The following is a 23,796-nucleotide window of genomic DNA, read 5'->3' as shown; positions in this document are numbered from 1 at the left end:
TATGATAAGCAGTATGGTACATTTTTTATAACTTTTAGGGTAAAACAATATTATATCCCGTCAATTGTCAAAAACAGGCTTGGTTAATTGGCTACATTACTGGGATTATATAATATACCTATAATGGTATGAAATTATTAGGAGGCATACGGAATGAACGATATTACGGTTTATTCAACCAATACCTGACCTTACTGCACAATGATGAAACAATTCCTTGAGTCTCAAGGATTAAACTACAAAGAAGTAAATGTACAGACAGATCCTGCTGCTGCCCAAAAGCTGGTTCAAGAAACCGGACAGATGGGCGTGCCACAGACAAAGGTAAATGGCCACTGGATTCTCGGCTTCGACCCTGAGACGCTGATGCAGTATGTAAAAAAATAGGTTTAAAAAGGTAGCAGGTCCTTCTTATCGCAACCTAAATCCACACCTAAAATGTATGTCAAAAAAATTTGCACCGTAAAAAGCGGTGCATTTTGTTTGTAAAAGTAAAATAAGGTGGTGCTCCCTTTACTTCATAGTTAAATTCAAATGGTTTCCTCCTCGATAAATGCAATTAAACTAAATAATCTTTTATCGTGTCTAAAATTCCTTTATCCGTAACCTTATTCCACAATCCTGCCTAATTCATTAAGAAGAACGCATTTCATGCTCTAGAAATACGCCCTTTTATGGAATAACAAAAATATGGTTTTAGCCCTAAAATCATTTAATTTTGTTACAATATTTCATAAACTTATTTTGTATCTGTTATCCTATTACAAAGGGACATACCATAGTGGCAAAAAAACTTATAATAGATATTAGGTCAATTTTTTATGGCATTTAAACATTAATCATTCAACATTACACTGGCATCATTTGAACAGTGTCAGGACCACCGCTCGTTATTGATTATTCTTCTTCTCGTAACAGAAGGGCTTCCTTCGCCATAACTGCAAGTTCAATTGTTTCAAGGGTTTTGCAATAATTATTTAAAATCTCTCCATCCAAACTGACTTCTTTATGAATATAATCTAGAACATGCCAATCCTCAAACCAATCTCCGCTCTTTGCCTCTTCATGAGGGGTATTTGGCCAGGCGTATTTTAAAGGCGGGCTGTACAGCCGTTCGGCACCCTTTCTCAACACGCAATTCTTCACCCGTCGCTTATAAAGGGATCGGGGAAAAGATTCATTTATATCATTAAACAAATCTGGCCAATAATCTTTCCGTGAGCCCGTGTGAGGGTGTTCATGTGCCCATTTCAAGACCCGTGCCAGAATCTCGTCACGCTGAAAAAGAAGAGAATACAATTTTTTTCCGAATAAAATCCTTTCGTGGAGCGAAGTGAAATGCCGTGAGGTGGCGCCGGCAAGTGAAGCTTTCTCCCTTTTTTCCCCTGCACAGTAGGGAAAAATAATGTTATTGAGTCGCAAAAATTCATACATTTTGAAACTGACCGTACCTGTTACGGTTTTTTTGAAATGATTATTTTGAATCAACTCTTTTTCCAAATAGCTTTGTTCATTTATCACCATCGCAATTGCCAACGTATAGCTATCCCCGCTGCGCCAAAAATAACGCCAAATCGTCTCCATGAAGGTAGAAGTGTAAAAGAAAGGTAAAAGGTGAAACATTTCTCGTCTCCCCCTCACACTCAGATCATAAACAGAAAATTGGGGATATACATCTTGAAAAATCAACCAACTGCCTTGTTCCAAAAAGGAAAAAAAAGCTTTCTGATCTCTTTCAGGTAGAAGTTTCGTCAGCAATTCCCCTTTTAAATCCGTCATGTTCCAACCGACGTTTCGCGATATCATATGTCCAAGAAGGGCCCAATGTATTTCAGGATACTGAAGGTAAAACTCAAAATAAGCTTGCGTCCGTGTTACATTGTTTTGGTTATGTTTTCTCGTCTGTTCTCTTATAAGGTGAATACATTGTTTATCATTTTCTGATAAAAAGGGCAGATGGCCGGAAGATTTCTTTTTCATCTTTTTTTTCAATTCTTTTTTTACATCTGATAAAGAGTCCAGCAAAACGGCATCATCCTTTTCAAAGTTCATTTTGACTGTTTCAATCCTCCCCATCAAAGGAGCATATTCATATTGCTCACAGAATATGAATTTTAAAAAGATGAATTTTTGGGAGAGGATAGGGAATATGAGGCATCGGGTATATAAGGAAATTAATAGAATCGCTAATCAGTTAATCCAGGACCAATCAGAGGACGGGGCCTGGCATTACCCTTTCGAGACCGGGATCGCAACAGACTGCAGTATGATTATCTTATTACGGACATTGGAGATAAATGATGAGGAGTTCATACAAGAATTGGTGCAGCGTATCGCCGGGAAACAGCAGGAAGATGGGTCTTGGAAGCTGTTTCATGATGAGGAAAAAGGGAATCTAACATCTACTGTGGAAGCGTATTATGCTCTTCTTTATTCTGGTTATCGAGATCCAAAAGACCAGGAAATCCAGGCAGCAAGAAGGTTTATTCTGGCCAAAGGAGGGGCCGCGGAAGTCCATATGTTTTTGAAAATCATGCTGGCCATGACAGGGCAATGTGCGTGGCCGCACTTCCCCATTAATATTGAAGTGATGCTTTTACCAGACTCCTTTCCAATCAACCTTTTTGACCTCTCCGTGTACGGAAGAGCGAACCTTATTCCTTTTTTGATTCTCGCCAATACGAATTTCCGTAAGAGAACGCCTCGATCGCCCAATCTCTCCGATTTGTTTCAAAAAAAAGAGGTTCGTTTTTTTACAGAGGATCAAGCAGAAGAGGCCCGCTCAGTGATCAAATGGATTAAACAGGGGATTCAGGGTCTGAAATCCCATGTAAATCTTCGCGAATTGTCATTATATCGTGCCGAAAAATATATGCTGGACCGAATCGAACCGGACGGCACCTTTGTTAATTATTTCAGCTCGACTTTACTAATGATTTTTGCCTTACTGGCGAGGGGGTATTCGACTACACATCCGGTGATTACTCGTGCTGTGCACGGTTTAAAAGCGATGTCATGCCGAATTGACGGAGAACTTCACTGCCAGTACACGACGGCTTCGGTCTGGAATACAACTTTAATTAATTATGCTCTGCAAGAATCCGGAGTTCCCTATTCATCCAACAATATTCAAAAGGCAAATCATTACATTCTCTCCCGTCAGCATCTCAAATACGGGGATTGGGTCATTCATGAACCGAACCTGTTACCGGGAGGTTGGGGGTTTGCAGACATGAACACAATCCACCCAGATATTGACGACACAACAGCTGCACTGAGGGCAATCCGTACTTTGGCCACAGAGCAAGCGGATTACCGTCAGGCATGGGATCGTGGAGTAAACTGGCTGATTTCTATGCAAAACAATGACGGCGGTTGGGCGGCATTCGAAAAGAATGTGGATAAGAAAGTGTTGAATTTGTTACCGATAGAGGGTGGAAAAGATTTATTGATTGATCCGTCGACAGTTGATTTAACGGGAAGGACTTTAGAGTTCTTTGGAAACTATACCCATTTGGATCATCACCATCCCAAGGTGAAACGTGGGATTCGTTGGCTGTTGCGGCATCAAAATTCAGATGGCTCCTGGGTGGGGCGATGGGGAGTGTATATTTATGGTACATGGGCGGCTGTAACGGGACTGATTGCGGTTGGAGTTTCTACGAATCATCCAGCTATTCAAAAGGCTCTAACTTGGTTGCGGAAAATTCAAAATCCCGACGGAGGATGGGGAGAATCCTGTAAAAGTGATATCAAAAATTGTTATGTCCCGTTGGGTGAAAGTACCCGCACTCATACCGCTTGGGCCCTTGACACACTCATTTCAGCCGCAAGTAGCGTAACACCTGAAATTGAAAACGGTGCAGCTTTTTTAGTGGAGAAAAAAGAAAAGAAATGGACGACGACCTACCCAAAAGGAAGGGGAATGGCAGGGTCCTTTTATATCAATTATCATTGTTATGAATATGTTTTTCCATTGATTTCCCTTGCCCATTATCAAAAATTAGTTGGTGGACAGCTTTTAACGGGTAAGTCACACCAGGATTTTAGTTAAGGATTTGTGTATTCAAAAGATCCCTTGAATGCCCTTTGGCATATTTTTATATCCTGTCCCATAAAATGAACAAACCACAACTGACGGTAGTCTTGGAGAAAAAAATCTTACCAACTAAAAGGGGGTAGACAAAAGATGTTAGGGGCTATCCACCAATTTCTGGATCTTAAAACATTAATTTGGTTGTTTCCCATCATTTTTATTTTCCATGACTTAGAAGAGATCATAACCATTGAATCTTCCATGGCTGCAAACAAAGACAACTATCCAAAAACTAGCTTCGTCGAACTAACATTAAGAATGAGGGAAAAACTAGGTTCGACCGCTGCCCAGCTTGCTGTTTCAGCTACATGGATTTTACTGATTATCTCAATCACTGCAGTGATGACCGCTCATTTTTCATCTAACGGAGGGGGTTTTCTTTTATTTACAGCCATTCTTAATTTATTTGTTTTGCAGGCATTCATGCATATTGTTCAAAGCATTATGTTCAGGGGCTACACCCCTGGCATCATAACGTCACTGCTCCTCCTTATCCCTTACTGCCTCGTTACATATTATTTTTTAGTCGAATATGGACAGATGGACTGGCATTTGGTTTTCACCAGTCTTCCGGTTAGTTTGATCTTGATCCCGGTTTTCCTAGTTGGCAATCTTTTAGGCCGTTATTTTATTCGATAACTGACCCCAGACTTTTTTATAAAGTCACTTGAACCTTTCATAATCAATATGTGTTTGGGTCCGTTTACTCACTAAAAATACCATTCACCTTCATTTAAAAGTTGCGAACTTAGGTATGATATAGTAAAACTTAGGTACACCCATAAGGGTTCAATGTTATTTTTAAGGAGTGTAGTGTAATGAATAAAACAGAACTTGTGAGTCAAGTGGCTCAAACTTCCGAACTTTCACAAAAAGATGCTGGTAAAGCTGTAGATGCGGTTTTGAATTCTATATCGGAAGCATTAAAAAATGGGGATAAAGTTCAATTAATTGGTTTCGGTAACTTTGAGGTTCGTGAACGTGCTGCTCGTAAGGGACGTAACCCACAAACTGGAGAAGAAATTGAAATCCAAGGCGGAAAAGTACCTGCATTTAAGCCTGGAAAGCAATTAAAGGATGCTGTAGCTGGTAAATAAGTAATCTTACTAGATAACAAAAAAGTGATGGTCTTTTTCCATCACTTTTTATTTTGGCTCTACATTTTATTCAATTACAATTTCTCCTTCTCCTTTTGGAACCTCAAATCCATTAAGGAAGGAAGTGAATATTTCCTCTGTTATTGGAAAAGCAGCATTTGCATCAAACCGGTTACTTCTTATCTTTAGACGTTCACGCAAATCATCAGGATTAACTTTCAAATAAATAAGACGCCATTTACCACCAGCAGTTTCAATTAGCTGCTTATATTTAATCCTTTCAGACTGTCTCCAAAAACTAGAGTCAACCACTACTTGTTGCTTATTAAGAATTAACTTTACTAGTTTATCAAGCAATCTTAAATGTGCTTTATCCAAATACTCTCTATATTTTTCAATCGGATAATCTATTCCGTATCGACCATTAGTAGACCAGACTTCTTCATCTATAGAAAGACGTACAAACCCAGCCTTTTCTAACTTTTGTGAGAAGGTAGTTTTTCCAGAACCTGCCATTCCACACATCATTACAACTAAAGGGTTTAAGTCATCTCTTTCACGATTAAGTTTTTCTAAGACAGTTTTTTCAAGCACCCATATTCCCCCCTTTTAATAATCCATTCCCATAATTATTATAGGTATTCTGTGCTCTCTTATAAGATTCCTTCTGTCACTTAACTGCCCCTTCGTTTAAATACATTTCTCACAATCTCTTAAAATATCCATTTATTTTAAAAATGAGTTACTCATCAATCTGACCCGTTTGTTAAACACTTGTTAGATACTGCTCTTAAACTCACGTTACCTGAATAAAAAAAGCGACTCTATTCTATACAATTAACATTTAATTTGGAAAAACTTAATCGATAATGGTTTTAAACTGGAATATGTTCAGACGGAAATAGTAAAGAGTCAAAGAATGAAGCAAATGTTAAGTTGGATTCATCAGAACTATGCAGAAAAAATTATGTTAGAGGATATTGCAAGAGCTGGTCAGCTGAGCCGTTCTGAATGCTGCCGATATTTCAAGAGGTTTTTAAAAAGTACACCATTAAATTATGTTATAGATTATCGTATACAAAAGAGCTTATATCTACTGCAGCAAAGTGATTCTAATATTACTGAAGTTGCCTATCAAGTTGGTTTTAATAGTACAAGCTATTTTATTAATAAATTCAGAGATTCTATGAACATGACTCCTTTAGCGTATAAAAAAAATAAAATGAATAATGACGATGCGAGTTTTGTCTATTAAACGTTCATGAATTCTAAAAAGTCCTATAGAAACAAAATTCCTAAAATAAGAATACGATTTAATAGGTTGCTGTGGCAGTCTTTTTTTAGCTGCGAAGCACGATAGTTTTTACACTCAAAATTCTGAAAATGGCATTAGAGCATTAGATATGGTTATATTTGAAAAATATATACACTAATAAAGACGATGATTCCTTAGCGTAGGAAACACCGTCTTTTTTAAGTCAAAATTTACTTTCATCTTTTTTCTAATGATTTTCGTTTTATTCTTTGATAAATTCCTTTGTACTTCTCACTGTATCAATTGGGCGAACTAATTTTTCTATTTCTGCACGTTTAGGCTCTAAGAATGGAGGTAATGATAACTTTTCCCCAAGCGTTTCATATGGTTCATCCCCCATAAAACCAGGACCATCGGTAGCAAACTCAAATAAGATTTGTGGTGCAACCCTTGCGTACAATGACTCAAAAAAGTGACGATTTACATAACCGGATGTATGATATCCAAAACTGCTCATACGCTCAATCCATTCCTCTAATACTGAGCGATTCTCTACTCGGAATGCCGCATGGTGTACCGTACCAAAACCTTGTCGGGCTTCAGGAAGAATCGCGTTAAATTCTACTATGACTGAGGCACCATTTCCACCTTCACCCACTTCAAATAAATGGAATGACCCTTCTTGATCAGTCTCTTTAAATAATAGAACTTTTTCCATCATTTCTTTAAAGTAATCAAAATTTGCAATTCGAACAAAAACAGGTCCTAAACCAGTAATTGCATATTCCAATGGAATTGGACCCTTTTGCCAAGGTGTACCGGATTCCACCCCTTTATTGAATTCATCTGAAATCAATTGATATTGCTGATCATCAAAATCAACGAAGGAGAGAGTATTCTTGCCAAATTGTTCTTTGATTCCAGTATGTTTAACTTCTAGACGATCAAAACGACTGACCCAATAATCTAATGCAGCATCACTTGGTACACGGAACGATGTTTTTGAAATCTCGTTTGTACCATGTACACCTTTCAGAATGCCGGGGAAGTCAAAGAAAGTCATATCTGTGCCTGCGCTGCCTTTATCATCTGCAAAGAATAAATGATAGGTTTGAATATCATCTTGATTGACTGTTTTTTTTACTAAACGCATTCCTAAAACATAAGTGAAAAATTCATAGTTCTTTTCTGCACTACTTGTAATAGCTGTTACATGGTGTATTCCTTTTAAATGGTTCATTATATATTCCTCCAAGAAAATGAGATTTAATTTAAGATTAGTGATCGTAATTAGGCCTCGATCTTTTTTCGATTTGGTTCCAAAAATGGTGGAAGTGCCAGTTTTTCTCCCATTGTTTCCATTGGTTCATCTGTCGTAAATCCTGGTGTATCCGTTGACAATTCAATTTCCCATTGGATTCTCTGAAATATAAAGCCTTGAAGTAATACCTTTCCACTTTCCCTGAATTCTGTAATCGGTACTCTTTTAAACGCCCTGCCTATTGATCATATTCTTCCTCATTAATTTTTCAGGACAAAATGCAACAGTGTATAAAAAGTAACCTAAAGAGTAAAAACAACAATATCTCATATTCAAATATCTCGAATATGAGATAATTGTAATGCTATTTTAGTTTTATGTCAAATTTATAATCTTCCATTAATGATAATGCTCTTTTCCTTATTTAAGGTAATGACTTTATCAGCCATTCCAACAAAGAGTCCATTTTCGACAACCCCAGGAATCAGATTCAAGTTTTTCTCGAGTTCATCAGGTTGGTCTATTATGGGGAAATTGCAATCAAAAATATAGTTACCATTATCCGTTAAAAACGGGATCCCATTGTTTTGCCTTAGCAGCGGGCTGCATCCAAGATTTTGGATATGTTTCATAGTCATTTTATATCCAAAAGGCACCACTTCTACTGGAAGTGGGAATGATCCTAATTTATTCACCCTTTTGTGGGGATCAGCTATAACTATAAAAGATTTAGCTGCTTTTGCGATAATTTTCTCTCTTAAAAGGGCACCTCCTCCTCCTTTAATGAGATTAAAATCATCATCAACTTCATCTGCACCATCAATTGCAAAATCAATTTGTTCGATTTCATTAAATGTTACAAGTGGGATTCCTACTTCTTTTGCCAATTTCTCCGTTTGGTTTGAAGTTGGAATCCCTTTAATAGACAGTCCCTCTTCAACTAATTTCCCAAGCTTAGTAATGGTATAAAATACGGTAGATCCCGTTCCAAGCCCAACTACCATACCATCTTTCACGTAATCTACAGCCTTTTCCCCAACCACTTTTTTATCATTCAAGGTTTTTTCCTCCAATTAAATAGTGCAAGTCCTTCATATGTTAAACACGATTAACAAATTGGTCCTTTCTTGAATGACTTTAGAACACAATTTGTTGTGTCGTGTTAATCGGATATAATTTTCCGTTTAAGGCAAATGAAATTTTTCCTGTTTCTTCAGAAACAACCAGTGCAAGTGCATCACTTTGTTCCGATACTCCTATAGCAGCACGATGACGTGTTCCAAGCTTTTTTTCTGTAATCATCTTCGTTAATGGAAGTATATTGGCTGCTGAAAAAACTACGTTTCCTCTGATTAATACCGCCCCATCATGCAACGGGTTACCCGGATAAAAAATGGATTCCAATAGTTTTGGTGTTACCATTGCACCTATAGTTGTACCTTTTTGGATAATGTTATCAAGAGAGTCACTTCGTTCGATTACAATCAACGCACCATGTTTACGTTTCGATAAATGCTGAGCAGTAGCGGTTAAATCCTCATATGTGTCAGTAAACGATGACAAATAACAATTTAAATAAAAGGAGGCCGCCATAGATTCAATTGAATTCAGCTGTTCTTTCACATCCTCTAGACTTCCCAAAACACAATAGTTTTCGTTTCCGAGTACTTTCAAATTTGATTGGAGTAGATGAATTAAGTGTTGAATTCCATCTTCTAAATTTTGTTTCATAGGTGAAAAACCACAATTTTGACTGTCCATCTGTTTCCCTCCTACTATTGTTTTATCCTTTTAAAGCTATTGACTAGAACAATGAGCCTCATTCTCCATTTCATTAATAAGCTGCCATTTCTCGTTTGAATGATTATCAAAAACAAATAACTCAGCTAATGTACCTCAAAAAAAAGCCCATGCAGATAGGCTCTTTGAAATTAAGAAGGTCTCCCACTATAATCGTTTTTTCAAAGTAATTTTTATTAAAAAATAACGTATTATAAATCCAATTCCTAACCCAGGTATCAAAGACAGCATTGGAAGCCAGATAGGACCGATTAATATACCGAACTTTGGTGAGTACATAAGACCCACTGTGACAAAATAGGCTCCAAAAGCAAATGGGACAAACGATAACCGAGGATTCTCACCTTCTGCATATTTATAAGCATCATACATTGCAAACATATAAACACATGGATAAAACATAAGCCATTGGTAATCCACGACTCTGGCAGCGTCATTTATTTTCCCAAGAAAACTAAACATGATAGCCTGGTTAAATAAACTGTTTACATTAATAATAAATTCTAAAAGGATAAACATAACCCCTTTTAAAAGATGACCATTTAATAGTTGGCCAAAGCCAGGAAAAGCAATGCTCCAAAGAATTGCTTCTAACTTATACGTTTTATTCATAATATCAACCTTTATTATTCGGTTATATTTTGGTTACCCTTTATTTTATCTAATTTTTTTATTAATCCCACCAAACCTCTAATCATAAATAAAGTAAAATTCACACTTCCGAATGTATGGAATGGTGACCATTTTTTCCATTTAAATAATCTTGAATTCTTTTCAAAATACCACTGACCGAAACTCATCGGAACACTAAATACTAAACTTTTCAATAGGATTTTCCAAAAATTATCGTTATAGGACATTTTCACCCAAATGACACTTAAAATAGGAAAAAAAAGAATGTCATAAATAATGTTGGTTTTAAAAATTTTACCAAAAGGACGAACTGGATATTCAATTCTTTTGGTTCCGACAACATAAGCATCAACCAGTGTCGCAAGAACACCTTTCGAGAAGAAAATAAGAAGATTTTCTCTCATTTTTGAACCTTTAAATAAGAATGGCAGGGCAACCACACATAAACCAGTAAGTAAATTTAACAACTTTTTCTCCATTAGGTATCATCCTTTTTTGATTAATATTTTTAAAATTACCTCCAAAAAATTATTTATACCTATTATTAACTGTTTGCAAAAACCGCGAAATTATGCGGTATCCCTACTATATTGACGTCAAGAACCGCGGCAACTTTCAGCGGTAAAACTTTATTGGAAATCCAATCAGTCTTTCCTGATCAAAATCCTATTGATCGAACAACGATGAACGCATGGGATGATCCAAGAGTAGTAAGTCGAATCAATGCATATGGAAAAGGAAAAATTGTCATCGCCGGTATGTTACTATTAGGCAGCACGGAGGTGCTTACGGATTGGGAGTTATTTATACTAATGAGATGTTTGGGTTTCAATACGGAAGAAAAGGGATTAATGATTTTGCTTAAGACCATTATTAGTTTTGTATTAAAAAAATTCTTTGGCTATAAATAGAAAAACTAATTGGAGTTCCAATTAGTTTTTTATTAAAAAATTATTGATTTGGTTTTTTTACCCATTCTGCAATTGTAACAGTGCGTTTTGCCTGATGTTTGACAGCATCTTGGATGGCACGAACATCTTCAACCATCTTACCCGACTGATCCACCGTTACACTTGTTCCATACGGATTTCCACCAGCCCCGAAAATGACTTGGTTTGTATACCCTGGAGCTGCAACAATAGCTCCCCAATGATGCAACGTTGTATATAATGATAAAATTGTAGCTTCCTGGCCACCATGGGGGTTTTGTGCAGAGGCCATAGCACTGACCACTTTGTTCACCAGTTTTCCATTAAACCAAAGACCACCGGTTGTATCTAAGAACTGTTTCATTTGAGATGGCATATTACCAAATCGGGTTGGTACACTAAAAATTATGGCATCTGCCCATTCTAAATCACTAAGTGATACAGTTGGAACACATACTGCAACTTCCTCAACATAGTTTTTCCATGCGGGATTGGAATCAATAACAGATTGAGGAGCTAATTCTGGTACTTTTAATACTTTGACCTCCGCTTTAGCCTCCTGTGCCCCATCTGCAGCCCATTGAGCTAATTGATAATTTGTACCTGTCGAACTATAGTAGATGATAGCAAGCTTTACATTTGACATAGTTCTCATTCTCCTTTTCTTTTTTGTAAAAAAGATCTAAACTATCGAATCAGTATTATTCAATAACCTCTAGAGTTACTTCAATATTCCCTCTTGTTGCCTTTGAATATGGGCAGAATTCGTGCGCCTTATGTACAAGGTCTTCTAATTTTTCTTTTTCAATACCAGTTCCTTTTATTTGCAATGTTACAGCAATTTTATATCCTTGATCATCTTCATCTTTTAAGAAACTAACATTTGCTGTTACTTGTGATTCGAATTTTATATGTGCTTTCCTAGCCATATGCTGTAAAGCTCCATCAAAACAAGCAGAGTATCCAGCCGCGAATAATTGTTCAGGATTTGTAGCGTTTGGTAACTCTTTCGCTCGGGGAGATCCCGGCATTGCTAGATCAAATTTTATATTGCCATCACTCGATTCAACTCTGCCTTGTCTTCCTCCAACAGCTGTTGCAGATGATGTAAATAAGGGTTGTTGAGTCATTGTTTCGTTTTTCTCCTTACTTGTTAAATTTTCATTTTTTCCCTGCTTATTATTTCCTTCACTTTAAATTGATATCCCGATAAGGAATTCAAAATAGTAAAAACTTAAACCAATCTTCCGGGATAAAATGGTTGAAGTATGTTTCTAGCTGGAGAAATTATGTTATAAGATTGAAAATGGCATCCCGTTAGCCATTCCATACACTTATAAAGAATTCGAAAAAGTCCTGACTGTTGAAGATTTAATAGTTAAAAAAAGAAGCTGGACCCAAAAAGGTCATTTTCAACGCCCTTTTGGTACAGCCTCTTTTGTCTTTTCCTATTTGGTTTGATCCATTATTTACTTATTACTTTGCGATACCAAATTCCTGCTGCTTCTACTTCTTGCAGTGTTAATTGATGACCTCTATTCTCCCAATGAAGCTCTACATTTGCATGAGCCTTTTCTAGTAACGATTGTAATTCAGATGATTCCATTGGAGAGCAGATCGGATCATTTGTCCCAGCAGCAATAAACACAGACTTACCTGATAAGTCAGGAAGTTCAATTCCTTTTCTAGGTACCAATGGATGATGAAGAATCGCGCCTTTTAATGCATTTTGATAGTGAAATAATAAACTCGCAGCTATATTGGCTCCATTTGAATAACCAATAGCAACAATATTATCCCGGTCTAAACCATACTTTTCTGCCGCTTCATCAAGAAACCCATTTAATTCTTTTGTTCGGAAAACAAGGTCCTCTTCATCGAATACTCCTTCAGCTAATCTTCGAAAGAATCGTGGCATACCATTTTCTAATACATTCCCTCGAACACTTAAGACAGAAGCTTTATCGTCAATTCTCCCCGCAAGTGGCAACAGATCTAATTCATTGCCACCAGTACCATGAAGCAATAATAATGTTGGTTTTGTTGGATCTTGCCCTTTATTGAATATGTGTTTCATTATTTTTCTCCTCCATAAATGTGTGATTATGAAACTATTTAGGTCTATTTACTTCAAAAATCTCACCAATTTTAGCGTAATTATTTCCGGCCAATCGGGATACAGCAGCTAACCCCTTGGATTGATTCTTCCATTTTCATAAATGTCGCTTTCAATATAAAACTGATCAACTTTTCCTATAATCAGGTCACACCCTGGAGTATCCGAGTTTCCCAATTCTAAGGAATGCTCTGATGAACACTCCATTCTGATTTTTGCTTCATTAACTCCAGGAACTGAAATTTTCACACTTTCTACTGGAGTTAAGTTAGCTATTTCAATCTCACTCTCGTCAGGAGGAAGGCTTGCAGCTGTTTTATTTATCTTTTTAATATTTTGTTCGTCTACGATATGAACCACAAATTGCCTGGATTCGAAGATGTTTCTTGCTGTATCCTTTTGTCTCCCCGATGAACGCTTGAAAGATAAAGAAATCATCGGAGGATTGGATGATACGATATTAAAATAGCTAAATGGTGCACCATTCAAAACTCCATCTTTCGAAATCGTTGTGACCGAAAGCAATTGGCCTAGTTATGATGCTGCCTATTAGAAATTTATAATTTTCTCGTTCAGACAATGAGGCTGGATCAATTGACAGCAAAGAAATCACTTCTTTTCGTAAAATTAGTCTAGTTTTCTTACTATAAACGGTATCAATCTGCTATTAAGAAACACCCTTTGATCTTCTGCTAATTTTATTTTGCCACTACTTACTCTCTTTATTATTTTTCCTTAATATGACTTCTGAGCGTATCCTTCAATTTGCTTGATAACGATTCGCTCAACTTTCATATTGATTTATTAAGGGACAACATGTGCATTATACAAATGCACATGTTGTAATTTGATTCTTTACATTATCTGATAGTGAATAATGCCTTTGACCAAGGGATTAATTGATCTAACATTTGATTGACTGAATCTTCTTGAACGGCTTTTGGTTTGAAATCCGTGCCGTTTTCAAAGTCTGTAAATAATGATAACGCAGGGTGAACACGAACATCTGCTACTAACAATTCACCTAAAATGCCACGTAAATGTTCCGCTGCCCGTGCGCCGCCAACTGAACCGTAAGAGACGATACCTGCAGCTTTGTTGTTCCATTCTTCACGAAGATAATCTAAAGCATTTTTAAGAGCTCCTGTGATGGAGTGGTTGTATTCTTGTACGATGAAAATGAAGCCGTCTTGAGCCGCAATAATTTCAGACCATGCAGCCGCACCCGAGGCATCTCCTCCTGCTTCACCTAGTAATGGTAATTTATAATCAGCGATATCGATAATTGTGTAGTTTGCATCCCCACGTTTATCTGCGATTTCTTTTACCCATTCTCCCACTTGTGGACTTACACGCCCTTCACGTGTTGAACCTAAAATAATTCCAATGTTTAATTGTGTCATATTATCATCCTCCTCTTGTTTTGATCCAAATAATTTATTAAAAAATCCCATTTGATTATTCCACCTCCTTAAAAGCCTCGAATCTGAGATATAATTTCAAAAAAATAATTAATGAAGTTAAAAATGTTATCTCGAATTACGTTATCTCTGTTTCGAGATAAATTTAGCATATATCGACTTTGGTTGTCAACATTTAATACCAAGGAACTGACCCCGAAATCAATCTAGTCCTCTTACTTCAAAATGCAGCATCCCTCGTTCAATCTGCCCTCTATATTTTTCGTACTGTCTAGGTAACATTTATTTTTTCCCCATTGTTGCCACGGATTCATCATGAGCAAATCCAGGAGGATCAGTTGCAATTTCAAATAGTATTTTTCCATGTTCTTTAAAGTAAATAGCATTAAAGTAATTTCAATCTTGTACGAGGTAACGCCATATCCATTTGATTGCAAAAACTTTTTCCAATCTTTATCATCTTAAATTCCCCCTAAATTCCAATATCTCAAATTTGAGATATTGTTTGTAAAAAAATCCTCGTTTAAACTTCATTCCTTACTTTTTTCAACAGATGCACCAATGTCTCCGCCGCATCAGAATTTAATGAATCAAACAAATGATCGACTAACTCTAGATATTTAGGCATGATTTCATCCATCAATTTATTTCCTTCATCAGTTAATATCACATGAATCGCTCGGCGGTCATCTGGGCATGCAATTCGACTTAATAATCCTTTTTTTTCTAGCTTGTCTAAACAATAGGTCATTGAACCACTCGAGATTAAGATGCAATTTCCAATTTGTTGAATTGTTTGTTTTCCTTTTTGATAAAGCACCTCTAAAACAGAAAATTCCGTAATACCTAGCTTGTTTTTTGCCATTTCTTCTTTTATTCGATCATGAATTCCTTTAGACGTTTGCATTAATGTCAGAAAGGGCAGATTATTGCCCTTTTTTAAAAATATAGTTAGAATAGTGCAGGCTATCAGTTACCTAGAGCCAGAATGCCTGGCACAGTTAAGTATTTGCTGATATAAGCTGATGCAGTATAAAAAAATAAAGAGCTCTAGGCCCTTTTTTAGCTTATAAATACAGTTTAGACTATATCAACAAGCTTCTTTAATATTAGTTCATATTGTTTTTATAAGAAATAATACACGAAGATTTTCTGCCTCTTCGATTGAAACTGTCGGCTGTACTACATGCTGATACCACCAATTGAGTATATAAAATAACACTAAATCACAATTGATTCATATGATTTAAGAAGATAACGTTCAATAAACTCAGCCAATCCATCACTTTCGTGGTGTTCCGTAACAAAATCAGCTGCTGCTTTAACCACTTCGCTCGCGTTCCCCATTGCCACACCGGTACCGGCATGACGAAGCATCTGTATATCATTGGGGCCGTCTCCAATGGCTGCGACTTCATTTGCGCTAATTCGATATTCACGAAGTAAGCTTTTTATCGCAGACCATTTGGAGACATTAGGAGCAACCAGTTCAAACCCATCATTCCAATTGATGACTTCTGCTTCCTTTACAAACAAAGTGGAAAGTTCATGACTTGGCGCACCTGTTCTGACACTATATTTAAGAACATCTTGGTAATTTGCCTGTCTTAAATCGCCAATATACCGAGGCGGAATTTGCCCAACATTTGTCCAATAATTAATTTCCTCATTTAATTCCTTACAATATAGTCCATTTGCTGTATGGATCATCACATTGCACGGAATATCATCGGTCAGTTGGTGAAATCGTTCTTGATTCAGTTGAACAGTTGTCATTTCCATGGCTCTTCCAGTTACTGCATCGTGAATAGAGGCGCCATTTAAACAGATCATTGGAGTTTGCAATCCAAGTTCTTTATGGTAGGGAGCTGTCACTTCATAGTGACGGCCAGTAGCCAGAAAAACCTTGACTCCCTGATGAATGAGCCTATAAATAGCTTCCATGTTTCGGCTTGAAATAGTGTTAGAGGCTTTTAGCAGTGTACCATCCATATCAATAAATATTGCACGCACGTTCATTTAAACTGCCTCCTCATTCGTTGATAAACCAATCATATCATCCGAATGTTAAAGCCTTGTAAACCCTTTGTGCAGATTCAATTAAGTTTATTAGGAAGCAATGGTCAGGCTAGCCTGAACTAAGAAATAAAAAACAAGAAATCACTTTATACTACTGGATATAAACATTGAGGCATCTTGATTCATAAAAATACGATTACCATGATAGAATGTTTTAATTTCAACTGATTTAAATCCAACTTCGGATAATCCTTTTTTCAGTTCTTCATGTGAAAAACCGTTATGAACTTTCGGATGATGTATTTTATCGTTTTTGTCAAAATCAATAATAATGAGCTTGCCGCCATTATTTAAAATGTTGAACAATTCTTGTAAAATTTTTTTAGTATCCGGAATATGTAGAAGGACTAGTGACATTAGAACGATGTCCGCCTTAAGTTCAGGAGTTTCTTGGGTAAAATCTGAATAAAGCACCTTTGAATTGGTAATTCCTTTGTAAGAAATTTTCACTTCCGCAACTTCCAGCATTTGTTTTGATGAATCTACCAACAAAATAGAACCTACTAAATCTGACAATTCTAAACTAACCAGACCAGTACCACTCCCATAGTCTATTAAAGATTTTGATTTACTATTTCGTAGTTCTGACCTTACTTCCTTAACTATCACTTTAGCTAATTCAATTCTTTCTTCTGTATCATATCTTTTTGCAATCTGTTCAAAAATGTTATTTTCCATATTCCACTCCCCTATTTATTAAAAATTATAGCTGCATTGTGGCCATTTTAACAACAATCAAAACCTTGAGGGATCATTCTTCCCCGAAGCTAACGGGTTCATTCGTTCAACAAGCTAAAGGCAGCAACCATGATATTTTCTTGATCTTCAGCAACGGGTGTTTTTTATTTAATATTTCCCGTCTTTTAGCAAACAATCCAGTATTATGTTTATCACTCAAAATTCCAAATTTAGTATAAAATTAGGTAAGGCATAATACTTTTACGAAGTGGAGATTTACAAATCCTAAAAAAAGACTTAGTAAGTAGGTTAAATTTTCTTAGTCTTTTTCTAACAAACTGTTATTTAATAAATAAAAAGGAGTATCTTATGACAATTTTGCACCAAATAAAATTAGAACCAGTTGATCAACAGAATAGATTACAATATTTAGATTATCTCCTTCTAGCTGACGAAAGCGAAATAGCCGTTAATACGTACATAAATGATGGCGATCTGTTTTCTATTCGCTTTGAAGACGAAATGATTGGAGTTGCCTTGTTTACTTATCATTCGGAGCAAGTGGTTGAATTAAAAAATATCGCACTAGACCCTAAGCATCGTGGTAAGGGATTAGGAAAGTTAGTTGTTACTAAAGCCTTTAGTTTTTACAAAAGAAAAGGTATTAAGAAAATAATCGTTGGAACAGCCAATTCGAGTATTGGAAATCTAGCCTTTTATCAAAAGCTCGGATTTAGAATGTTTGAAATCAAAAAAGACTTTTTTAAAGATTATCCTGAGCCTATTTTTGAAAATGGAATAAGAGCATTAGATATGGTTATGTTCGAAAAAATTTTGGATGAATAGTTATTTAATGAATGCTATAAGGAGCAATTTTCAAATGGAATTGAATGAGGATAAAATTATAACGCTTATAAAAGAAGATAAATGGATGATGGATATATTAAAAGCAGCAAAATTATTGAATTTGCCAGATTGGTGGGTTTGCGCTGGTTTTGTTCGATCAAAAATATGGGATACTTTACACAATTTCAGTAAAAGAACCCCTCTCCAAGATATTGATGTCATCTATTTTGACCCGGTAAATACGGATGAATCAGAAGAAAAGAAACTTGAGGAAAAACTCAGAACCCTCAATCCTCATATTCCCTGGTCGGTTAAAAACGAAGCACGAATGCATGTTAAAAATAATATTCACCCTTATTCATCCTCTGTTGACGCTATATCTAAATTTCCGGAAACCGCAACAGCTTTAGGGGTTAAATTAGATGCAGAAGACAATGTCATACTTACAGCCCCGTGCGGAATTCATGATGTTGTTAATTTTGTGGTAAAACCGACTCCTTTTTTTGCCGAGACCAAAGAAAGGATCAAAATTTATGAAGACCGCCTTAGAAAAAAGAATTGGAAATCAATCTGGGGTGATTTAAAAATCCATCATATTAAGAGTTTCTATTAAACTTGTTCCTTGGAACCTTTCTATGAGACTGTTTTTGCGATTCCTTAGCTGGTTCTGTCTATAGAACCTTTCTATGAGACTGTTTTTGCAATTTCTTAGCTGATTCTGTCCCATAGACTCTTCCTATGGGACAGGTTTTTCGATTTCTTAGCTGTTACTGTCCCATAGAACCTTTCTATGAGACACTTTTTTCGATTCCTTAGCTGGTTTTGACCAATAGAACCTTTCTATTGTTTTTTCGATTTCTTAGCTGATTCTGTCCCATGGAACCTTTCTATGAGACTGTTTTTTCACACAGAAATATTCAGAACAGCATCAGCTTGTCCGTCTCCCGGCTGGGGGACGGGGATCTCTACTAGTTTCATCTTTTCTCCCTTAGACGGGATTTGCATAGCTTTCATCATTTTTATCCTATACTCCCTCCACTCATCAACTTATTTAATTATCGAAGGTATTGTATCTAAAAGCTCGTTTTCATAAAGGCTTGTTATTTAAATTCCCAACAATGACTATAGGATTTTTCATATTCCTTCCTCTTTTCGACCGTGTGTATACTTTCTAATTTGTTAATAAACGAGTTCTCTTAGCAAATTTATTTTCCGTATTTAGGAATCCCCTCCGCTATTCCCCATTATTAACGTTTAACAGTTATTTTATAAATTTATAGCTGCCTTTACTCTAATAGCAAGCTTAATTTTGAGTTGTTTTTACTTTAGTAATCTTACTCTGTTTGCCGATACCAGCCCAAATAACAATGGGAATAAGCAGTAATGAAAGCACAGCACCAGCAATTGAAAGGGCAGCATAACTTGAATGTGCTACAACTAGTCCAGATAAGCCTCCTCCTAACGCTCCTGACAAAGCAATCCAAACATCTACAGACCCCTGCGTCTTAGCCCGAGTAGATGGCGGGGTTGAATCTACAAGGATGGCTGTACCGCTAATTAAACCAAAATTCCAGCCAAGTCCAAGTAAAGCAAGTGCAATAATGAGTACTACCATTGAATCAGCAGGCCCCATAGCGGCTAGAATGCCAGTAGCAAGCAGTGTAATGGCAGACGCAATGGCCATAGCAGCACGGCCAATTTTATCAACAAGGTAACCTGTTACTAAAGAAGGCAAAAACATAGCCCCTATATGAAATCCAATGACAAGTCCTACTTCATTTAAACCATGTCCATTGTGTCTCATATGTATGGGTGTCATCGTCATAATGGCAGTCATAACAAATTGAGTCAGAACCATGACTGAAGCTCCCGCAAAAATTCCTCGTCTGTTTATCGATAACAAATTAGAATTTTCCTCTAAACGTAAATTACTGCTTGTTCTTTGCGCATTGGATATTGCTTTTGCCACAATAAAGGGATCTGGGCGAAGTGAAATTAAAAGAACCAAACCAGCAAGTATATAAGCTGCAGCAGCTAATATAAATGGACCAGCTAAAGCAGGAATTCCTATAGATATCGCAAACTCACCCATTACATCCACCAGGTTTGGGCCAGCAACAGCACCGAATGTGGTAGAAACCATGGCCATACTAATAGCCTTTGCTCTTTGTGTTGAACTCGCTAAGTCCGTTCCTGCGTAGCGTGCTTGTAAGTTTGTAGCCGAGCCAGCACCATAGATTAGCAGTGAACCAAATAAAAGTAGAATGCTATTGGTTAATGCTGAAATAACGACTCCGATGGCACCGATTCCTCCAGCCAAAAATCCCGCCGCAAGTCCAGAACGACGTCCAAACGCTTGAGAAAGTCGTCCCACAAGCAGTGCAGCCCCCGCTGACCCTAAAGTAAATAACGCCGAAGGTAATCCTGTTACACTATCTGTCCCTAACATGTCTTGAGCTAGGAGTGCGCCTACTGTTATTCCTGCTGCAAGTCCCGCTCCTCCAAAAATTTGGGATATGACAACTACCATTAACGTTCTTTTATATAGTTGTTTTTGTTTTTCTGGAGAACTAATGTAGACTTGTAACCAAGCTGATTGAGCGTCTGACTCTTTTACGCTGTCTTGTAACATACTAAACCCACCTTTCTAGAAGACTCATACTATTTCATATAATTTTCCGTAGTTTTCAAACATCTTAACACGCACAAAAAAGCCATACAATATTATAATTGTATGGCAATCAATATAATAAAAGTATGGCAAATCATATTAGGTTAGGTCGTTTAGTAAACGTTTAAGAATCATCAATCCTCGCTCAAGCTCTTCGTGAGTTTCTGGTGCACAGACAGCAACCCTTACAGCCCGCTCTGGACAACTATTTCCAACTACAAAACGTTCAGCAGCATACACTTGTACACCCTGCTGTGCAACTAACCTTTCAAATTCAGCACCTGTAATCTTGCCTGGTAGCAGCAGCCAACGAAAGATGCCTGTTTCACCACCTAAGCAAGTAAAATCAGCCAAATATTGATTTACGACTTGGTTTCTGCGAATGGTTTGTTCTCGATGGCTTTCAATTAAGACTTCAAATTGATTCGATACAATTGTACGTGCTGTCAATTCTGCTAATAACGGGGACACTGTTATATTTAAGTTATAAAGTGCCTTTGAAATTAGTTCTTTAAATTGACTCGGCACCGCTACATAAGCTAGTCGTAACCCAGGTGCTATTGATTTTGATAGACTTGCAATATAGATGACCTGTTCTGGTACATATGATGCGACCGCTGGCAGTGGTTCCTTGTTATGGAGATGATACGTCGCATCTTCAATAATGAACTGATTATGCTTTTTGGCAATTGCTGCAATCGCTTTTCGATTCTCGACAGACAAACAGGAAGCTGTTGGATTATGATAATTTGGGATTAAGTAAATGCCTTTAATATTTTCATTTTTACACGCATTTTCAAAGGCATCTGGACTCATTTCATAGTTATCTGATTTTATTGGAACTATTTGCAAACTAAGCATCGCTGCAACCGTTTTTAAGCCCGGGTACGTATGATCATGAGCACCAATGCGATCTCCTGGCCGACAAAGACTCGCCAATGTAGCAGCAATCGCGTTTTGGCCCCCATTTGCAAATAAAATGTGATCAACTGTTGTTTCAAATCCACCCCTACCGATTAACTTTACAGCGGCATCCTTTTGCCAAAGGCTTTCACCTGCCCGACCATAACCAAACCATTTTTCATAATCTGGCTCTTGCAGCATATTTTTCAGTTGGAGCAGCAGTGGCTCATAGGAAGCATTATCTGGCAGAGTTGCTCCCATTTCAATTAAATGCTTTGGCTTTGTATCATCAAGCAAATACGCATTCGATAAGGCGTCATATGAAACAAATGTGCCACTTCCAACAGATGAACTTAACAAGCCCTTTAACCCACACACTTTAAACGCTTTTGAAATGGTACTCAAATTTAAATCTAAATAATCAGCCAGTTCTCGCTGTGGAGGAAGTTTTGTTCCTGGTAATAAAACTCCGTTCAATATATCCTTTTCCAATTGCCTTGCGAGTTCTTGATACAAAGGTTTTTTAGTTTTATCAATGGATGGCTTCCAGCTCATCGGATAGTTCTCAAAAGAATTAATCGGCATAATAAGCATCCTTTTTCACACAATTTTATGATTGTACAGGTTTATAAAACAATTATAATCCTTGTTTTGATTTTATGCCTATTAGCGAATATCCGATTACCTAATCTGCGATTACCTAGATGTTGTTCATTCCTATTATTATAGAGAAAAAAATCCAGCCATCACATACTATATCTTTCAAATGATTGTGTATGATGGCTGAATCATAAGCTTTTTCACGATGGTAATTGAGAATAGTGATGAGAAAGTTTATTTATCTGTTCACATTCAGAGCGTTAAGTGCGACCTTGGCAGCTTCTGCGATAAGCGCATTGTCATAGGTGGCATTCTGTGTATCACGGCTGGATAGAATTGCGATGACAATAGGAGCTCTATTCGGCGGCCAAACAATCGCGATGTCATTCCGCGTTCCATAGCTTCCTGCCCCGCTCTTATCATCGACTTCCCAGCCTTTTGGTGCACCAGCACGGATTAATGCATCTCCAGTGGCATTTCCCCTCATCCAATCTATCAGAATCGTACGCTTTTCGGAAGGGAGCAAGTCGCTGACTGCAAAAGCCCGGAGACTGGCAGCAAGTGCTTTTGGTGTGCTGGTGTCACGTGGATCTCCAGGAACAGCTGAGTTCAACTCCGTCTCGTAGCGATCAGCTTGGGTAACGTTATCACCAATCTGCCTTAGTGCTGTTTCAAATCCTTTAGGGCCTCCTAGTTTTTTTAATAATAGGTTCCCTGCGGTGTTGTCGCTATATCGAACAGCTGCCTCAATAACTTCCCGGAGAGTCATCCCAGTATCTACGTGAAGCTCTGTGACGGGTGAATATGTAACTATGTCCTCCCTGCTGTATTTGACTAATTCGTCCAGTTGGTCAAGGGAGTAATGCTGCAGCAATGCACCTGCGGCTAGTGCTTTGAACGTAGATGCGTAAGCGAACCTCTCATTAGGCCGATAGGAAACGGTCCGATTTGTACCTGTATCGATAGCGTAGACTCCGAGCCTAGCGTCAAATTTGTGCTCAAGATCTGCAAACTTACGGTGTATTTGGGGGGCTGGTGTTTTCTTGACTGTCTTTTCGTCCTTGTCAGAAAGGTTATTGGTGGTCATTGACCAGCCGGCGAGGGGTACAATTGCAACCATTAGCACAAGCAGGGCAATTATAAAACTATTCATACTGAAAAAATTATGTGTTTTCCTCATGATTTTAACCTCTTTCCATTAATAATTGATGTCCTTAAAACGGGTTTAATCATTATCTTTTGATTAACACTGATCTGCTAATAACCAACAGAGTCAAAAAATTGTGTATTACTTTCGAACTCAATTTCATTATTTATGCAACAAAAAACTTATTCTGTTTGCATCTTATTTAAGCCTATTCAATCTTACTTTTTCATAACTCTAAGCTGCCCCTAATGCTGAGGGATAATT

General features: G+C 37.2%; 24 protein-coding genes and 4 pseudogenes. 8 read left to right on the top strand and 20 right to left on the bottom strand.

Annotated features, from left to right (window positions below):
• Positions 1–153: 153 nt before the first annotated feature.
• On the top strand, positions 154–387 hold the full coding sequence (locus A6749_RS16870) for a glutaredoxin family protein (protein ID WP_084797878.1): 234 nt from the start codon (positions 154–156) through the stop codon (positions 385–387).
• Positions 388–897: 510 nt separating this feature from the next.
• On the opposite strand, the gene A6749_RS16865 is transcribed toward A6749_RS16870, so the two are convergent.
• Positions 898–2,052, bottom strand: coding sequence for a DUF2515 family protein (locus A6749_RS16865; protein ID WP_066392439.1), 1,155 nt, complete (start codon positions 2,050–2,052; stop codon positions 898–900).
• A gap of 97 nt (positions 2,053–2,149) precedes the next feature.
• Here A6749_RS16865 and shc point away from each other — a divergent pair, with 97 nt between their 5' ends.
• From shc to A6749_RS16850, 3 genes are all read left to right on the top strand, one after another.
• Positions 2,150–4,054 (top strand): squalene--hopene cyclase, encoded by a 1,905-nt coding sequence (gene shc, locus A6749_RS16860; protein ID WP_066392433.1) that lies wholly within the window; start codon positions 2,150–2,152, stop codon positions 4,052–4,054.
• A 135-nt stretch (positions 4,055–4,189) separates the two neighbouring features.
• Positions 4,190–4,735, top strand: a complete 546-nt coding sequence (locus A6749_RS16855) for an HXXEE domain-containing protein (protein WP_066392426.1) — start codon at positions 4,190–4,192, stop codon at positions 4,733–4,735.
• A 179-nt stretch (positions 4,736–4,914) separates the two neighbouring features.
• Positions 4,915–5,193: an HU family DNA-binding protein gene (locus tag A6749_RS16850; protein WP_066392424.1), complete on the top strand. Its 279-nt coding sequence runs from the start codon at positions 4,915–4,917 to the stop codon at positions 5,191–5,193.
• A gap of 66 nt (positions 5,194–5,259) precedes the next feature.
• Here the strand turns inward: A6749_RS16850 and A6749_RS16845 are convergent, their stop codons facing one another.
• Positions 5,260–5,787 carry a P-loop nucleotide/nucleoside kinase family protein gene (locus tag A6749_RS16845; protein ID WP_066392420.1) on the bottom strand — a complete coding sequence of 176 codons (528 nt, stop codon included), beginning with the start codon at positions 5,785–5,787 and terminating at the stop codon, positions 5,260–5,262.
• 250 nt (positions 5,788–6,037) lie between these two features.
• On the opposite strand from A6749_RS16845, the pseudogene A6749_RS16840 reads away from it, so the two are divergent.
• Positions 6,038–6,448 (top strand): annotated as a pseudogene (locus tag A6749_RS16840) (helix-turn-helix domain-containing protein); the annotation flags it as partial.
• Between the two features lie 262 nt (positions 6,449–6,710).
• On the opposite strand, the gene A6749_RS16835 reads toward A6749_RS16840, so the two are convergent.
• From A6749_RS16835 to A6749_RS16815, 6 genes and pseudogenes are all read right to left on the bottom strand, one after another.
• Entirely contained in the window at positions 6,711–7,688 is a 978-nt protein-coding gene (locus tag A6749_RS16835; protein ID WP_066392404.1) for a ring-cleaving dioxygenase, read from the bottom strand.
• Positions 7,689–7,738: 50 nt separating this feature from the next.
• Positions 7,739–7,971 (bottom strand): annotated as a pseudogene (locus tag A6749_RS27750) (ring-cleaving dioxygenase); the annotation flags it as partial.
• Between the two features lie 124 nt (positions 7,972–8,095).
• Entirely contained in the window at positions 8,096–8,767 is a 672-nt protein-coding gene (rpiA, locus tag A6749_RS16830; RefSeq protein WP_066392389.1) for a ribose-5-phosphate isomerase RpiA, read from the bottom strand.
• 79 nt (positions 8,768–8,846) lie between these two features.
• Positions 8,847–9,470, bottom strand: coding sequence for a sporulation-specific diadenylate cyclase CdaS (cdaS, locus tag A6749_RS16825; protein ID WP_066392388.1), 624 nt, complete (start codon positions 9,468–9,470; stop codon positions 8,847–8,849).
• Positions 9,471–9,656: 186 nt separating this feature from the next.
• A complete protein-coding gene (locus A6749_RS16820) occupies positions 9,657–10,121 on the bottom strand; it encodes a hypothetical protein (RefSeq protein WP_066392387.1) in 465 nt (154 codons plus the stop codon).
• Positions 10,122–10,135: 14 nt separating this feature from the next.
• The gene (locus A6749_RS16815) at positions 10,136–10,621 is read right to left on the bottom strand and encodes a CBO0543 family protein (RefSeq protein ID WP_066392379.1); all 486 of its coding nucleotides are present in this window, start codon (positions 10,619–10,621) and stop codon (positions 10,136–10,138) included.
• A 153-nt stretch (positions 10,622–10,774) separates the two neighbouring features.
• Between A6749_RS16815 and A6749_RS16810 the strand changes: the two genes are divergently transcribed.
• The gene (locus tag A6749_RS16810) at positions 10,775–11,053 is read left to right on the top strand and encodes a cysteine hydrolase family protein (RefSeq protein WP_066392376.1); all 279 of its coding nucleotides are present in this window, start codon (positions 10,775–10,777) and stop codon (positions 11,051–11,053) included.
• Positions 11,054–11,093: 40 nt separating this feature from the next.
• Here A6749_RS16810 and wrbA read toward each other — a convergent pair whose 3' ends face one another.
• From wrbA to A6749_RS16765, 9 genes and pseudogenes are all read right to left on the bottom strand, one after another.
• Positions 11,094–11,717, bottom strand: coding sequence for an NAD(P)H:quinone oxidoreductase (gene wrbA / locus A6749_RS16805; protein ID WP_066392372.1), 624 nt, complete (start codon positions 11,715–11,717; stop codon positions 11,094–11,096).
• Between the two features lie 55 nt (positions 11,718–11,772).
• The gene (locus A6749_RS16800; RefSeq protein WP_066392369.1) at positions 11,773–12,201 is read right to left on the bottom strand and encodes an organic hydroperoxide resistance protein; all 429 of its coding nucleotides are present in this window, start codon (positions 12,199–12,201) and stop codon (positions 11,773–11,775) included.
• 335 nt (positions 12,202–12,536) lie between these two features.
• Complete coding sequence (locus tag A6749_RS16795; protein WP_066392368.1) at positions 12,537–13,148, bottom strand: alpha/beta hydrolase; 612 nt, start codon at positions 13,146–13,148, stop codon at positions 12,537–12,539.
• A 34-nt stretch (positions 13,149–13,182) separates the two neighbouring features.
• Positions 13,183–13,791 (bottom strand): annotated as a pseudogene (locus tag A6749_RS16790) (flavin reductase family protein).
• 256 nt (positions 13,792–14,047) lie between these two features.
• Complete coding sequence (locus A6749_RS16785; protein WP_066392363.1) at positions 14,048–14,641, bottom strand: NADPH-dependent FMN reductase; 594 nt, start codon at positions 14,639–14,641, stop codon at positions 14,048–14,050.
• 168 nt (positions 14,642–14,809) lie between these two features.
• A pseudogene (locus tag A6749_RS28975) lies at positions 14,810–15,069 on the bottom strand (ring-cleaving dioxygenase); the annotation flags it as partial.
• Between the two features lie 62 nt (positions 15,070–15,131).
• On the bottom strand, positions 15,132–15,473 hold the full coding sequence (locus tag A6749_RS16775) for a MarR family winged helix-turn-helix transcriptional regulator (RefSeq protein ID WP_236719689.1): 342 nt from the start codon (positions 15,471–15,473) through the stop codon (positions 15,132–15,134).
• A 356-nt stretch (positions 15,474–15,829) separates the two neighbouring features.
• Positions 15,830–16,627 carry a Cof-type HAD-IIB family hydrolase gene (locus tag A6749_RS16770; protein WP_066392354.1) on the bottom strand — a complete coding sequence of 266 codons (798 nt, stop codon included), beginning with the start codon at positions 16,625–16,627 and terminating at the stop codon, positions 15,830–15,832.
• Positions 16,628–16,768: 141 nt separating this feature from the next.
• Complete coding sequence (locus tag A6749_RS16765; RefSeq protein WP_066392351.1) at positions 16,769–17,365, bottom strand: class I SAM-dependent methyltransferase; 597 nt, start codon at positions 17,363–17,365, stop codon at positions 16,769–16,771.
• 369 nt (positions 17,366–17,734) lie between these two features.
• On the opposite strand from A6749_RS16765, the gene A6749_RS16760 reads away from it, so the two are divergent.
• Complete coding sequence (locus A6749_RS16760) at positions 17,735–18,211, top strand: GNAT family N-acetyltransferase (RefSeq protein ID WP_066392345.1); 477 nt, start codon at positions 17,735–17,737, stop codon at positions 18,209–18,211.
• A 34-nt stretch (positions 18,212–18,245) separates the two neighbouring features.
• Positions 18,246–18,824 carry a nucleotidyltransferase family protein gene (locus tag A6749_RS16755; RefSeq protein WP_066392340.1) on the top strand — a complete coding sequence of 193 codons (579 nt, stop codon included), beginning with the start codon at positions 18,246–18,248 and terminating at the stop codon, positions 18,822–18,824.
• A 690-nt stretch (positions 18,825–19,514) separates the two neighbouring features.
• On the opposite strand, the gene A6749_RS16750 is transcribed toward A6749_RS16755, so the two are convergent.
• The 3 genes from A6749_RS16750 to bla all read right to left on the bottom strand — a co-directional run bounded on the left by A6749_RS16750 (position 19,515) and on the right by bla (position 23,538).
• A complete protein-coding gene (locus A6749_RS16750) occupies positions 19,515–20,843 on the bottom strand; it encodes an MFS transporter (protein WP_066392332.1) in 1,329 nt (442 codons plus the stop codon).
• A gap of 138 nt (positions 20,844–20,981) precedes the next feature.
• A complete protein-coding gene (locus A6749_RS16745) occupies positions 20,982–22,370 on the bottom strand; it encodes an aminotransferase-like domain-containing protein (protein WP_066392326.1) in 1,389 nt (462 codons plus the stop codon).
• Between the two features lie 253 nt (positions 22,371–22,623).
• Positions 22,624–23,538, bottom strand: coding sequence for a class A beta-lactamase (gene bla, locus A6749_RS16740; RefSeq protein ID WP_066401018.1), 915 nt, complete (start codon positions 23,536–23,538; stop codon positions 22,624–22,626).
• Positions 23,539–23,796 lie beyond the last annotated feature (258 nt).

Source organism: Neobacillus mesonae, assembly GCF_001636315.1.
GTDB classification, from domain to species: Bacteria; Bacillota; Bacilli; order Bacillales; family Cytobacillaceae; genus Neobacillus; species Neobacillus mesonae.
The sequence above is the reverse complement of the archived record's forward strand: the minus strand, read 5'-3'. Positions and strand labels throughout refer to the sequence as shown.